This is a genomic window from Mycobacterium sp., assembly GCF_025933915.1.
Lineage (GTDB): Bacteria > Actinomycetota > Actinomycetes > Mycobacteriales > Mycobacteriaceae > Mycobacterium.
This window is the reverse complement of the sequence record NZ_JAICZA010000133.1, coordinates 1-13035: the sequence shown is the minus strand read 5'-3', so window position 1 is coordinate 13035 and position 13035 is coordinate 1. Positions and strand designations below refer to the sequence as shown.

11 protein-coding genes are annotated in these 13035 nt (G+C 69.9%); 4 read left to right on the top strand and 7 right to left on the bottom strand.

Features of this window, described 5'->3' with window-relative positions; genetic code table 11:
• The 3 genes from treY to Q0W90_RS18590 form a co-directional block, all read left to right on the top strand.
• The coding region (treY, locus tag Q0W90_RS18600; protein ID WP_297775723.1) for a malto-oligosyltrehalose synthase at nt 1–2194 on the top strand (2194 nt) is incomplete at its 5' end.
• On the top strand, nt 2187–3938 hold the full coding sequence (treZ, locus tag Q0W90_RS18595; protein WP_297775720.1) for a malto-oligosyltrehalose trehalohydrolase: 1752 nt from the start codon (nt 2187–2189) through the stop codon (nt 3936–3938). The genes treY and treZ, both read left to right, overlap by 8 nt.
• 36 nt (nt 3939–3974) lie before the next feature.
• The gene (locus tag Q0W90_RS18590; RefSeq protein WP_297599815.1) at nt 3975–4151 is read left to right on the top strand and encodes a hypothetical protein; all 177 of its coding nucleotides are present in this window, start codon (nt 3975–3977) and stop codon (nt 4149–4151) included.
• A gap of 7 nt (nt 4152–4158) precedes the next feature.
• On the opposite strand, the gene Q0W90_RS18585 is transcribed toward Q0W90_RS18590, so the two are convergent.
• A complete protein-coding gene (locus tag Q0W90_RS18585; protein ID WP_297775717.1) occupies nt 4159–5487 on the bottom strand; it encodes an aminotransferase class I/II-fold pyridoxal phosphate-dependent enzyme in 1329 nt (442 codons plus the stop codon).
• Between the two features lie 40 nt (nt 5488–5527).
• Between Q0W90_RS18585 and Q0W90_RS18580 the strand changes: the two genes are divergently transcribed.
• Complete coding sequence (locus Q0W90_RS18580) at nt 5528–6199, top strand: pyridoxamine 5'-phosphate oxidase family protein (RefSeq protein WP_297599810.1); 672 nt, start codon at nt 5528–5530, stop codon at nt 6197–6199.
• A gap of 12 nt (nt 6200–6211) precedes the next feature.
• Here the strand turns inward: Q0W90_RS18580 and Q0W90_RS18575 are convergent, their stop codons facing one another.
• The 6 genes from Q0W90_RS18575 to Q0W90_RS18550 form a co-directional block, all read right to left on the bottom strand.
• A complete protein-coding gene (locus tag Q0W90_RS18575) occupies nt 6212–7117 on the bottom strand; it encodes a phosphatase PAP2 family protein (RefSeq protein ID WP_297599807.1) in 906 nt (301 codons plus the stop codon).
• Nucleotides 7118–7134: 17 nt separating this feature from the next.
• Complete coding sequence (gene ilvA, locus Q0W90_RS18570; protein WP_297599804.1) at nt 7135–8430, bottom strand: threonine ammonia-lyase; 1296 nt, start codon at nt 8428–8430, stop codon at nt 7135–7137.
• A 38-nt stretch (nt 8431–8468) separates the two neighbouring features.
• Entirely contained in the window at nt 8469–8906 is a 438-nt protein-coding gene (locus Q0W90_RS18565) for a nitroreductase family deazaflavin-dependent oxidoreductase (protein ID WP_297599800.1), read from the bottom strand.
• Nucleotides 8907–8949: 43 nt separating this feature from the next.
• Nucleotides 8950–9735, bottom strand: coding sequence for a DUF6065 family protein (locus Q0W90_RS18560; RefSeq protein WP_297775712.1), 786 nt, complete (start codon nt 9733–9735; stop codon nt 8950–8952).
• A gap of 82 nt (nt 9736–9817) precedes the next feature.
• Nucleotides 9818–11725 carry a lysophospholipid acyltransferase gene (locus tag Q0W90_RS18555; protein ID WP_297599794.1) on the bottom strand — a complete coding sequence of 636 codons (1908 nt, stop codon included), beginning with the start codon at nt 11723–11725 and terminating at the stop codon, nt 9818–9820.
• A partial coding sequence (locus Q0W90_RS18550) for an AMP-binding protein (protein ID WP_297775709.1) occupies nt 11722–13035 on the bottom strand: 1314 nt, incomplete at its 5' end. The genes Q0W90_RS18555 and Q0W90_RS18550, both read right to left, overlap by 4 nt.

Here is a 13035-nt window from a genome sequence, read left to right as displayed (position 1 = left end):
GCACCTGTACCTGTCCCCGATCATGACCGCGACCACCGGGTCGAGCCACGGCTACGACGTCACCGACCCCACGACGGTGTCCCCTGAGCTCGGCGGCCGTGACGGCCTGGCCCGGCTGTCGGCGGCGGCCCGGGCGCGTGGCCTCGGCATCGTCGTCGACATCGTGCCCAACCATGTCGGAATCGACCGGCCCCGGCAGAACCCGTGGTGGTGGGACGTCCTGCGCAATGGCCGTTCTTCGCCCTACGCAACGTTTTTCGACATCGACTGGGACCTCGACCCGGACGGCCGCATCGTGCTGCCGGTCCTGGGCTCCGACGACGACGCGGCCGACCTCACCGTCGACGGGGACCTGTTGCGCCTGGGCGATCTGGCGCTACCGATAGCACCCGGCACCGCCGGAGGCAGCGGCGCGCAAGTGCACGACCGCCAGCACTACCGGCTGGTGGGCTGGAAAAACGGCGTGTGCGGCTACCGCCGGTTCTTCTCGATCACCTCGCTGGCGGGCCTGCGCCAGGAAGATCGCGCGGTCTTCGACGCCACCCACGCCGAGGTCGGGCGCTGGTTCGCCGACGGGCTCGTCGACGGTGTGCGCATCGATCACCCCGACGGCCTGTCCGATCCGTGCGGCTATCTGGCGTGGCTGCGTGAACTGGTCGGCCCGTCGGCCTGGATCGTGATCGAGAAGATCCTGGCGGTCGACGAGGCGCTCGAGCCCACCCTGCCGGTCGGCGGCACCACCGGGTACGACGTGCTGCGCGAAATCGGCGGCGTCTTCCTGGATCCGCAGGGCGCACCGGCGCTGACGGCGCTGGTGGAGTCCTCCGGCGTGGACTATCAGGGGCTGCCGGACATGCTGGCCGACCTCAAGATCCGTGCGGCCACCGACACGTTGGCAAGCGAGCTGAGCCGGCTGCACCGCAGCATCGTCGCCGCCGCCGGCGCCGATCACCCGCTGCTGCCCGAGGCGGTGGCCACGCTGCTCACCCACATCGGGGTCTACCGCAGTGACTACCCCGGCCTGGTCCCGCTGCTGCCCACCGCGTTGGCCGAAACCGAGGCGGCCGCACCGCAATTGGGGCCGGCGCTGCAGGTGCTGGCCGCGGCGCTCGCCCGCGGCGGTGAACCGGCCACCCGGCTGCAGCAGCTCTGCGGGGCCGTCACCGCCAAGGCAACCGAGGACTGCCTGTTCTACCGCGACGCCCGGCTGGTTTCGCTGAACGAGGTGGGCGGCGAGCCGCACCGCTTCGGTGTCGGTGCGGCCGAGTTTCATCACCGCGCCGCCACCCGCGCCCGATTGTGGCCGCAGACCATGACGACGCTGACCACCCATGACACCAAGCGCGGCGAGGACGTGCGCGCCCGGATTTCGGTGCTGTCCCAGGTGCCGTCGCTGTGGGCCGAGTTCGTCGCCCGGTGGGAGATCGCCGCCCCCTCGCCCGACCCGGCGACCGGACGATTCCTGTGGCAGAACATCTTCGGCGTGTGGCCGGTCAGCGGTCTCGAAAAAGGAAAGGTCACCGGCGAGCTGCGCGACCGGCTGCACGGCTACGCCGAGAAGGCCATCCGGGAGGCGGCCTGGCACACCTCGTGGAACGATCCGGACGCCGACTTCGAGGGTGCGGTACACCGCTGGCTGGACACGGTGCTCGACGGCCCGGTGGCCGGTCAGCTGACCGAGCTTGTCGCGCAACTCAATCCGCACGCCGCGAGCGACGCGCTGGGCCAGAAGCTGCTGGCGCTCACCGTGCCCGGCATACCGGACGTCTACCAGGGCACCGAGCTGTGGGACGACAGCCTCGTCGACCCCGACAATCGCCGCTCGGTCGATTACGCCGCCCGGCGCGCCGCCCTGCGGGCGCTGGAGCACCCGAAAATCCGGGTCGTCACCACCGCGCTTCGCGTGCGGCGCGCCCATCCGGACGGCTTCCTGCAAGGCGACTACGTCCCGCTGCTCGCCGACGGCGACGCCGCCGATCACGTGCTGGCCTTCCGCCGGGGCGAGGACATCGTGGTCGCGGTGACCCGCTGGACCGTGCGGCTGGCCGAAACCGGCTGGGGCAACACCGTGTTGCCGCTGCCCGGCGGCACCTGGAAGGACACGCTCACCGGGGCGGTCGCGGACGGACCGACCTCGGCGGCCCAGTTGTTCGCCGGGCTGCCCGTCGTGCTGCTGGAACGCCATCATGACTGACTTCGGGGTCTGGGCACCCACGCCCGAGCTGGTTCGGCTCGACGTCGACGGCCGGGTGCACGCGATGACGCGCTCGGCGGACGGGTGGTGGCATGCGACCGTGGACACCGCGCCGGAGGCCCGCTACGGATACCTGCTCGACGACGACCCCACCGTGTTGCCCGATCCGCGCTCGCCCCGCCAACCCGACGGCGTGCACGCGCGCTCGCAGCTGTGGGATCCGGCCGGCGCGACGTGGACCGACACCGGGTGGGCCGGCCGGCCGGTCGACGGCGCGGTGATCTACGAGCTACACGTGGGCACGTTCACCGAGGACGGGACCCTCGACGCCGCCATCGAGAAGCTGGACTACCTGGTGGACCTCGGCGTCGACTTCGTCGAGCTGATGCCGGTGAATTCCTTTGCCGGCAGCCATGGTTGGGGCTACGACGGGGTGCTGTGGTACAGCGTGCACGAACCCTACGGCGGTCCCGACGCGCTGGTGCGCTTCGTCGACGCCTGCCACGCAAGGGGTTTGGGGGTGCTGATCGACGCGGTGTTCAACCACCTCGGCCCGTCGGGCAACTACCTGCCGCGGTTCGGCCCCTACCTGTCCTCGGCGAGCAACCCGTGGGGTGAGGGCATCAACATCGCCGACGCCGACTCCGACGAGGTCCGCCGCTACATCATCGGCTGCGCGCTGCGCTGGATGCGCGATTTTCACGCCGACGGCCTGCGGCTGGACGCCGTCCACGCACTGGTGGACACCACCGCTATCCATATCCTCGAGGAACTCGCCACCGAAACCGAATGGCTGGCACGGCAGTTGGGACGCCCACTGGCGCTGATCGCCGAGAGCGACCTCAATGACCCGCGGCTGATCACCCCCCGCGGTCGCGGCGGCTACGGTCTGGCCGCGCAATGGGCCGACGACATTCATCACGCCGTCCACACCGCGGTGTCCGGCGAGCGCCAGGGCTACTACGCCGACTTCGGCAGCCTGGCCACCCTCGCGCACACGCTGCGCCACGGCTTCTTTCACACCGCGACCTATTCGTCGTTCCGGCGTCGCCGCCATGGCCGGCCGCTCGACACGACCGAGAAGTCCGGCATCCCGGCCACCCGGCTGGTCGCCTACACCTGCACCCACGATCAGGTCGGCAACCGCGCCCTGGGAGATCGGCCCTCACAGAGCCTGACCGGCGGACAGCTGGCCATCAAGGCGGCCCTGACACTCGGATCGCCCTACACCGCCATGCTTTTCATGGGCGAGGAATACGCGGCGTCCACACCGTTCCAGTTCTTCAGCTCGCATCCCGAACCGGAGCTGGCCCGCGCCACCGCCGAAGGCCGCAAGGCAGAGTTCGCCGAACACGGCTGGGACGCCTCAGAGATCCCCAACCCGCAGGACCCCGAGACGTTCGCGCGCTCCAAGCTGGACTGGGGCGAGGCCGCAACCGGTGAGCACGCCCGCCTACGCCGCCTGTATCGCGACCTGATCGCGTTGCGGCGCAACCACCCGGACCTGGCCGACCCCTGGCTGGAACACCTCACGGTCGACTACGACGAGGACCAGGGCTGGATCGCCGTGGTGCGCGGGCGGCTGCGCATCGTGTGCAACCTGGGCACCGAGCCGGTGCGGGTGCCCGTCGGCGGTGACGTGGTGCTGGCCTGGGGGCAGCCGGCCGTCGATGCCGACGGCACTGTGCTGCAAGGCCATTCGTTCGTCATCCTCTCGGTGCCCGACAGGCCTGTGGATAACTGAGTGGCGGCCGCGCGGGTGACCCCCGATGATGCGGCCATGAGTCATTCTGAATTCGGTCACAAACTCCGACGGATCTGCTGGCACGGGCCGGCTCGCCGCACCACCAAGGTCAACCCGGCGCCGGCTCGGCGCACCGTGCGCCGCGACCCGCCGCCGAACGCCACCATCGAGCTGTTGTGGACCGGCCCCGGGCCGGGTGACGACGACGTGTGACCCGCGGCTACACGATGGGGCGGACGGCGGGCCGCACCGCCTGGGCCACCGCGTCGGCAAGGGGGTCGATCTCATCGGTGGCCAGGTCGGAGATCGTGATGCGGATGCCGGCCGGCGTCCGCATCCGGAACCGGGCGCCCGGCGCCGCGGCCCAGCCCGCGCCGAGCAGTCGGGAAATCGCGACCGCCTCGTCGGGGACCGGAACCCACACGTTGAGCCCGGAACGCCCGTGGGCGTCGAGCCCGCGCTCGGCCAGGGCGCCGCACAGCCGCGAACGGCTGGCCGCATAGCGCCGCTCGGCGCTCGCGATCAGCTCCGATGCCGCCTCGTCGGACCACAAGCCGAGGGCCAGCCGCTGCAGGAGATGGCTCACCCAGCCCGGCCCGAGCCGCAAGCGGCCGTGCACGCGCTCGACGGTCCGATGATCGCCCGCCAGGACCGCCACGCGCAGGTCGGGGCCGTAGGCCTTGGACGCCGAGCGGACGAACGCCCAGTGGTCGGTGCAGCCGGCCAAGGTGTGCAGCGGCGCGCCGGCGATGCCTGCGCAATGATCGTCTTCGACCAGCAGCACGTCGTGGGTCCGGCGGGCCAACTCCGCACGCAGGCTATCGGCGCGGTCCGCCGATAGCGCGGCGCCGGTCGGGTTCTGCGCGCGGTTGGTCAGGACCAGCGCGCGCACGCCGCGCCCCAGCGCCCGGGCCAGGTCGGCGGTCAGCGGCCCGTCGTCGTCAACTCGCACCGGTTCGGCCGAAAACCCCAGGGCGGCAAGAAGATCGAGCAGGTTGGCCCAACCCGGGTCCTCGACGGCGACTCGATCGCCGGGACGCAGATGCGCGGTGAGCGCGCGTTCGATGCCGTCCAGTGCGCCGCTGGTCACCGCCAGGTGATCGGCGGGGACCCCGTCGGCGGACAACGCGTGGCGGGCGAACTCCCCCAGCGCCGGCGAAATGGCCGGCTCGCCGTAGAGCACCGGCCGAGCGGGTGCCGGACCGGGCAGGGGGGCGCCCGCGATCGGCAGCAGGGCCGGGTTCGGGTTGCCGGTCGACAGGTCGCGCACGCCCGCGGGGACATCGAGCCCGAGCAATGAACGCGGGGTGGTCGCCGGGCGGTGCCGCACCCGGGTACCGCGGCGGCCGGCGGTCTCGACGGCCCCGCGATCGCGCAGCAGGCGGTATGCCGCGGCGGCGGTGTTGGCGTTCACGCCCAGATGCGTGGCCAGCTCGCGGACCGGAGGTAGCGCGTCGCCGGGCGCCAGGGAGCCGGCCGAGATCGCCGCTTCGACGCTGGCGGCTATGGATTCCGCGCCGCTGCCGGTTATGCTTTTTTGTACTGCCACACAATATATTATGTACTAGAACGAAATAGGGGGCAATGCCGTGGAAACCGCATACTCACCGACGCCGCGCACCACGCCGACCCGTTATCGGGAGCGCGCACGCTATGACCGCCGCACCGTCCACGACATCCTCGACGAGGCGCTGATCTGCCACCTGGGCTACCTGAGCGCCGGCCGGCCGGTGGTGTTGCCGACGACGCACGCACGTCGGGACGAGACGCTCTACCTGCACGGTTCGAGCGGCGGCGGCCCACTACAGGCGGCCAAGGCGGCCAAGGCATCGGGGGCGGGCCTGCCCGTGTGCGTCACCGTCACCCTGGTCGACGGGCTGGTGCTGGCGCGCTCCGCGATGCACCACTCGATGAACTTCCGCTCCGTCGTCGTGGTGGGTGACGCGCGCATGGTCGACGATCCGACGGAGAAGTCGCGGGCGCTGGATTGCCTGCTCGATCACATCGCGCCCGGCCGCGCCGCCGACTGCCGGGCCCCGGATGCGCGCGAGCTCGCCGCGACCGGGGTGCTCGCGCTCGACCTCGTCGAGGTGTCGGCCAAGGTCCGCGGCGGTCCCCCGGTCGACGATCCGCAGGACCTTGGCCTGCCCCACTGGGCCGGTGTGGTGCCGGTGAGCCTGACGGCGGGGACGCCGGTGCCGGCCGGCGACCTCGATCCCGCCACCCGTGTGCCGGGGTACCTGCGGCAGCGCCGGACCTGACTCGCGGGGTGTTCACGCCTCCGGTCGGCGGCCGCGGGCACGCCGGGTGTTGTCCCACCAGGTTCCGACGAGCATGACAGTGCCGGCCCAGGCCATGCCCAGCAGCCAGCCGGAGAGCACATCGCTGACGTAATGGACTCCCAGATAGACACGCGAGAACCCGATCACGAACGCCGAGCCGATCGCGACGGCCCACACCGTCACACGCCCGGTCCACCCCGGGATCAGCCAGCGGGTCAGCATCCACGCGGAGATGACCATGATCGCGGCGGTGCCCGTCGCGTGGCCGGACGGAAACGAATACCCGTCCGCGTCGACGAGGGCGAAGGGCAGGGGCGGGCGGTTTCGGCCCACCAGGGCTTTGGCCGTGAAGAGCACCACCGGAACCCCGCCGCCACAAACCAGGGCGAGCACCACGGGCCGCCACGACCGGCGCCGCCAGCCGGCGGCGACGGAAATCGGCAGGGCGAGCGCCGCCAGGAAAAGGGGACTGCCCGCGTGAGTGACCGCCCGCAGGGCGGTGGTCAGCCACAGGTCACGGTGGGCGGCAAGCCAGCGAGTCACCGGGTGGTCGATGCCGACGATGCCGTCGCGCTCGAGCACGTCGTCGAGCACCTCGGTGAAGCCGACCGCCAGCGCCACGACCACCACCAGCCCGAGAAGCAATGCGACACCGGCAATCTCGCTCACCGGCAACCGGCGGGCCAGCGCCCGTCCCCGGTCGCCGATCCGGTCACGCACCCACGTCAGCGTCGCGCCGATCACGGCGGCGTTGGACACCCTGTCCCCGAGCCCCCGCAACAGGCGTCCGCGCCGGGCAACCCAAATCGCCGCCCACGCAAGCAGTAGGAGCAAGCCTATGGTGCCGGCGCTGACCGGCCCGAAACCGGCAGTACCGGGTCCATACGGCTCGTGCATGTGTCGCGGCCCGTGGTTTACAGCAGCAGGTAGCGGTAGGCGGGCGACCCGGGCTTCAGGGTTTCGACGTGCAGCCCCGTCGCGCATATTCGGGTCAGCAGGCCGTCCAGGTCGGCCGATGACCCCAACTGGATGCCCACCAGCGCCTCACCGGTCTCGCGGTTGTTGCGCTTGACGTACTCGAAGAGCGTGATGTCGTCGTTGGGTCCGAGCACCCCGTCGAGGAACCGGCGCAGCGCCCCCGGCTCCTGCGGGAAGTCCACCAGGAAGTAGTGCTTGAGGCCGAGGTGGACCAGGGAGCGCTCGAGCACCTCGCCGTAGCGCGAGACGTCGTTGTTGCCGCCCGAAATCAGGCAGACGACCGTCGAACCGGGTTCGATCTCGGCCTCCAGCAACCCCGTAACCGACAGCGCGCCTGCGGGTTCGGCGATGATGCCCTCGTTTTGGTAGAGGTCCAGCATCGCCGTGCACACCGCCCCCTCGTCGACCGCGGTGATCGAGACCATGTCGCCGGCGGCCGCCAGCGCCGCATAGGTCAGGTCTCCGGCCCGCCGCACCGCCGCACCGTCGACGAACTGGTCGACGTGATCCAGCGTCACCGGCTCGCCGGCGGACAGCGCGGCCATCATCGCCGCGGCGCCGGCCGGCTCGACGCCGAGCACCGACGTGTTGTCGGTCCGCTCGGCGAGATAGCTGGTGATGCCGGCGATGCAGCCGCCGCCGCCCACCGGGACCACCACCAGATCCGGCTCCCCCACCGACTTGTCGAGTTGATCGAGCAGTTCGACCGCGATGGTGCCCTGGCCGGCAATGGTGCGCAGATCGTCGTAGGGCGGCACCAACGTGGCGCCGGTGCTTTCCACGTCGGCCAGCGCCGCTTCGGCGGCAAGGTCATAGGTCGTGCCCCCGACGATCAGGTCGATGAACTCCCCGCCGTGGTAGCGGATCCGGTCACGCTTTTGCATGGGCGTCTTCGCGGGCACGTAGACGCGGCCGTGCACCTGCAACATCCGGCACGCGTAGGCGAAGCCCTGGGCGTGATTGCCCGCCGACGAGCACACCACGCCCGCGGCCAGCTCCGGCTCGGACAGCTGAACCAGCAGGTTGTAGGCGCCGCGGAGTTTGTAGGAGCGCACAATCTGCAGGTCCTCGCGCTTGAGATAGACCCGCGCGCCGGTGATCGCGGACAGCCGGTCGCTGAACTGCAACGGGGTCGGCGCCACCACGGCCGCGATCCGCTTGGCCGCGGTGTCGATGTCAGCCGCGGTCAGCGGAGGCAGCGGCGACATGCTCGGGCTCAATTCAGCGGACACTGATTAATGGTGCCATGCCAGCCGACCAACTCCGGAATTCAGCCGACCGGGGTCAGCACGAACACCGGGATCTGGCGGTCGGTCTTGGTCTGATACTCGGCGTATTCGGGCCACACCTCGACGGCCCGCTCCCACCAGGTGGCCTTCTCCTCGCCGAGGACCTCCCGGGCGTCGTAATCGCGGGTGACAGAGCCGTCCTGCAGCTCGACCCGAGGGTTCTTCGTGATGTTGTGGTACCAGACCGGGTTCTTCGGCGCCCCGCCCAGCGAGGCGACGACCGCGTACTGGCCGTCGTGCTCGACCCGCATCAGCGGTGTCTTGCGGAGTTTGCCGGTCTTGGCGCCGACCGTGGTCAGCAGGATGATCGGCTTGCCCTTCATGTCGGCGGCCTCGGCTCCCCCCGACGCGGCGTATTTGTCAGCTTGCTCGCGAGACCAATCCCACGGTGACGGCTCGTACTCTCCGGTAAGCGGCATGCCACCAACTTTAAGCGCGGCGTGCGGTGTGCGGTCCAGCGGCTTAGTCCCGGTCCTCGGGTTGGTGCGCGGCGAACGACCGAAGGCGGCGGCGCGTCTGGTGGTCGCCCGCCCCGGACTCGCCGTCGCTGTGCCTGCCGCGGGTGTAATCGCCTTGCCACGGCACTCGCTCGCTCGCGGCGCCGTCCGCCGCTTCCTGTTCGCGGCCCAGCGCGCCGCGCGAGCCGAGGAAGAACTCGTGCTTGCGGCGCAGTTCTTCGTCCGACTCGATCAGCCTGAGCTCGGGCGCGAACTCTTCCAGCTCGGCCCGGCGCTGCGGAACGATCATGCAGAGCGGCTCGTCGACCTCGAATCGCACCGGCATGAACTCACGAGTGAATTTCCAGTTCATGCTGAAACTCGAACTGGACCAATCGGTTTCGACGATGCCTTCCAACGGGGAGATGGCGTCCTTCGGATGGTTCGCGGGCCCGCGCACCAAGAGGTTGTAGCCGGGCGGAGTGCGAAACAGCATCGGCAGATGCCAGGTCAAGATGCCGAAGCCGAAGTGGCTGGAGGGCAGGAACTGGCCGCTCTGGCGGGTGTCGGGCGCGATCATCAGGTTCGTGCGGTCGTCGCCGCCCATCCACGTCGCGGTGAAGGCGTTCCGGTTGCGCACCTCCCAGCCGCTCTGGTTGGCGATGAGCATCGGCAGGCACCGGTGGGGCCAGCCTTGACGCATTTCCGACATCCACGTCCGCCCGATCGGCGCGGGAACGATCTGCGGCGCGATGTCATGGGTGATGTACCCGATCAGGGGGCGGGCCTGCCCAGTGGATTCCTCACTCATCAGATCCTCGCTTCACCGATAGGGCCAATGCACTATCGCGACCAAACGTTAACGGCCCGTGAACCCCGTCGCCGGGAACCGGTCATCCCTGCGTCCTGGCCAGCTCCGCGATGGTGTTGACGCGCCGGACAGCGGTGGCGATCTCGTCGGCGAACTCGCGTCGGCGTCGGGCGATATCCTCCTGCGCGGCACCGTCGACCAACTCGCGATGCCGCGCCAACCGCAGCGCCGTCTTGAACAGCTCCATCGACCGCGACTCGGCGCTGGCGATCCTGCGCTGCAGCTCCCACTGCTTGCCGACCTCGAGGCACTCGGCGAGAAACGCGTCCTCGTCGAACGATTCGTCCTCGTAGGCGGCGAGTCGGTCGGCGACGATGTGGTAGGCGTCCAGAAAGGGACGCAACACCAGGTGCGCCAGCAGGACGTCGGCCTTTTCCAGCAGGCCGCGCACGTCGGCCGCGCCGGCCGCCTTGTTGGTGTCTTCCACCCGCCCGATCAGGCGCACCTCGTCGGCGAGTTCCTTCTCGAACTGCGCGCGCGCCGAGAACAGGAACTCGAATTTCAGCAACTCGCGCAGGCGCAGCGCCTCATCGCGCACGGCCGTCGGTTGCACCAGGCCTTCCACCGCACCCTCGGCGTCTTCGACGGCGGCCAGCAATGCCGTCTCGGCGATCGCGCGGTCGACCACGATGTGGATGGCGGCGTTGCGGTAGAACGCGGCGACCAGATGCTGCTCCGCCCCGATGCCCCACACCGGTTCGGTGCCGGCGTCGTACACGCTGACGACGCCGGAGGCCACCAACTGGTGCAGGGTCCAGCGGATCGTGGAGCGATTCGTCAGGTCGGCGGCGCCGGCCACCGTCCAGTTGCGCGCCGCGATGTAGCTCGCCAGCGGCCGCACCGTGGCCAGCACCTCGCTGATGGACAGCGAGCGGTCGGCGCCCAGCAGCGCGAGGCTCACCACCGCGGTCGGGGTGACGGGCGTCGCACGGTTGATCCGGTGCTCGACGTCCAGCGCGATGCGTTCGATCTCGGTGCCCGTGCCGGACTCTGATGTTTTTTGTAAGGCGCGCAGCTCCTCGAGGCGCTTGCGCAGCGGCAGCGGTTCGCCGAAGTCGAGGTAGGCGCGGCCGAGCCGCTCACCCTGCTGCCGCGCCAGCCGGATCAGGAAGCGAAAGTCTTCGGGCCGCTTCGTCGCGCCGTAGGCCTCGGTGGTCATCGCCTCCACCTCGTGCAGCTGGTCGTACACGATCGAGGTCGGCACCAAATACACCTCGGGGCCGTCGATTTCGTCGACCGCGTCGGCGATGTACCGCAGGATCCCGAACACGGGCGGCCGCAGCTTGCCCGTCCTGGTTCGGCCGCCTTCGATGGACCACGTCAGGTTGGCGTGGTTTTGCACCAGCTGCGCGGCGTAGGCGCGCAAGACGAAGCGGTAGACGGGAATGTCCTTCGTCTGACGCCGGATGAAGATCGTCCCGGTTCGCTTGGCCCAGGCACCCATCGGGAAGAAGTTCAGGTTGGCGCCCCCGAAGGTGAGCGCGGGTGAGAGCCGGTTGGCCTGGATCACCTCGGGCAGCAGCAGCCCGTCCAGATACGAGCGATGCGAAAAGGCAAACGCCAGAGTCGCTTTGCGATCCAGGGTGCGCAGCTGAGCGATCTGATCCTCGTCGGTCAGCACGTCGTAGGCCCGCATCAGCCAGCAACTGAAGCTGCGCCAGGCCCGCACCGCCCGCTCGTCCAGCGAGGGCGCCATCTCCCGCAAATAGCCTGCGGCCTCGGCGCGCACGCCGGAAAGATCGCGCCCGAGCTCGTCGGCCAGCTTGCTCAGCCGCTCGCCATACCATGGCGCGCCCAACAGTTGGGCGACCTCGGCCGGGTCCGTCGACAGAGGTGACGTGGATTCCTCGAGAAGACCGCTGCGCTGCAACAATTTTCGCACTCCGACGCGACCGATCTCCCTGGCGCTCTCCACCGGCCCGCCCGTCATGCCGGCTGCACCGTTGCGGCGTCGGAAGGCTCGTGCACCTCCGGATGCGGGTCATCCGCGTAGAGCTGCTCGATCTCCTCGGCGTATTTCGTCATGATCGGCTTGCGTTTGAGCTTCATCGTCAGCGTGATCTCGTCACCACCCGGTTCCCACAGCGTGGGCAGGACGCGGAATCGTTTGATCTGTTCCACCCGTGAAAGTTTCGCGTTGCCCACCGCCACCCCGGCGGCGATCTGCGCGATGACCTCCGGGTCGGCCGCGAGGGCGGCGGGCGAGGCATCGGAGAGCCCGCGTTGGGCGGCATAGGGGCCGACGGAGTCGGCATCGAAGACCAGGAGCGCGGTGTTGTACGGCCGTCCGTCGCCGATGGTGATCATCACGCCGACCATCGGGCATGCGGCCAGGATCGAGTTCTCGATGTTGGCCGGTGACATGTTCTTTCCGGCCGCGTTGATGATCAGCTCCTTCTTCCGGTCCACCACCCGCAGGTAGCCCTGCGCGTCGGCCTCCAGGATGTCGCCGGTGTGCAGCCACCCGTCGGCGTCGATCGCCTCGGCCGTCTTCGCCGGTTCCTTGCGGTAGCCCTTCATCACCAGCGGGCCGCGCACCAGAAACTCCCCGTCGTCGGCGACCTTGCCCTGAAGCCCGGGGAGTAGCTTGCCGACGGAGCCCAGCCGCGCCTCGCGGGGATGGCTGACGGTGGCGACACAGCTCAGCTCCGACATCCCCCAGACCTCGGCGATCGGAATGCCGATGCCGGCGAAGAAGGCCAGCGTCTCCTTGGGGATCGGCGCCGCACCCGAGACCGCCCAGCGGAGTTCGCCGAAGCCCAGCCGCTCGCGCAGTTTCGACAACACCAGCTCGTCGGCCTTGGCCCATTCGGCGGCCAGGTCATCCGGCATCGCCGCACCGGCCACCAGGGCCGCGGCGCGCTTGGCGGCCACCGACATCGCCCACTGCAGCGCCTGGCGCGTGACGTCGTCCGTCTCGCTGGCGATCGTGAATTCGATTCCCGCCTTGAGCTTTTCCCATACCCGCGGCACCGCTCCCCACACCGTGGGCCGGGCATCGGGCAGCGCGGCGGCGATGGCGCGTGGGTCGGAGACCACGGTCACCAGGGCGCCGAACACCTCCAGGCTGTACAGGCCCATCACCCGGTCGGCGATGTGGGCCGTCGGCAGAAACGACGTGACCCGGTCGCCGAACCGGCTCGGCAGGACGGCGTCGAGCGCGTACGCCTCGAACAGCAGATTGGCGTGGGTCATCTCCACGCCCTTCGGGTTTCCGGTGGTCCCGGAGGTGTAGATGAG

Bases quoted from the DNA above. Each gene is read 5' to 3' on its own strand.
- treZ (WP_297775720.1), top strand. From the start codon at position 2,187: ATGACTGACTTCGGGGTCTGGGCACCCACGCCCGAGCTGGTTCGGCTC.
- Q0W90_RS18590 (WP_297599815.1), top strand. From the start codon at position 3,975: ATGAGTCATTCTGAATTCGGTCACAAACTCCGACGGATCTGCTGGCAC.
- Q0W90_RS18575 (WP_297599807.1), bottom strand. From the start codon at position 7,117: ATGCACGAGCCGTATGGACCCGGTACTGCCGGTTTCGGGCCGGTCAGC.
- Q0W90_RS18565 (WP_297599800.1), bottom strand. From the start codon at position 8,906: ATGCCGCTTACCGGAGAGTACGAGCCGTCACCGTGGGATTGGTCTCGC.
- Q0W90_RS18560 (WP_297775712.1), bottom strand. From the start codon at position 9,735: ATGAGTGAGGAATCCACTGGGCAGGCCCGCCCCCTGATCGGGTACATC.
- Q0W90_RS18555 (WP_297599794.1), bottom strand. From the start codon at position 11,725: ATGACGGGCGGGCCGGTGGAGAGCGCCAGGGAGATCGGTCGCGTCGGA.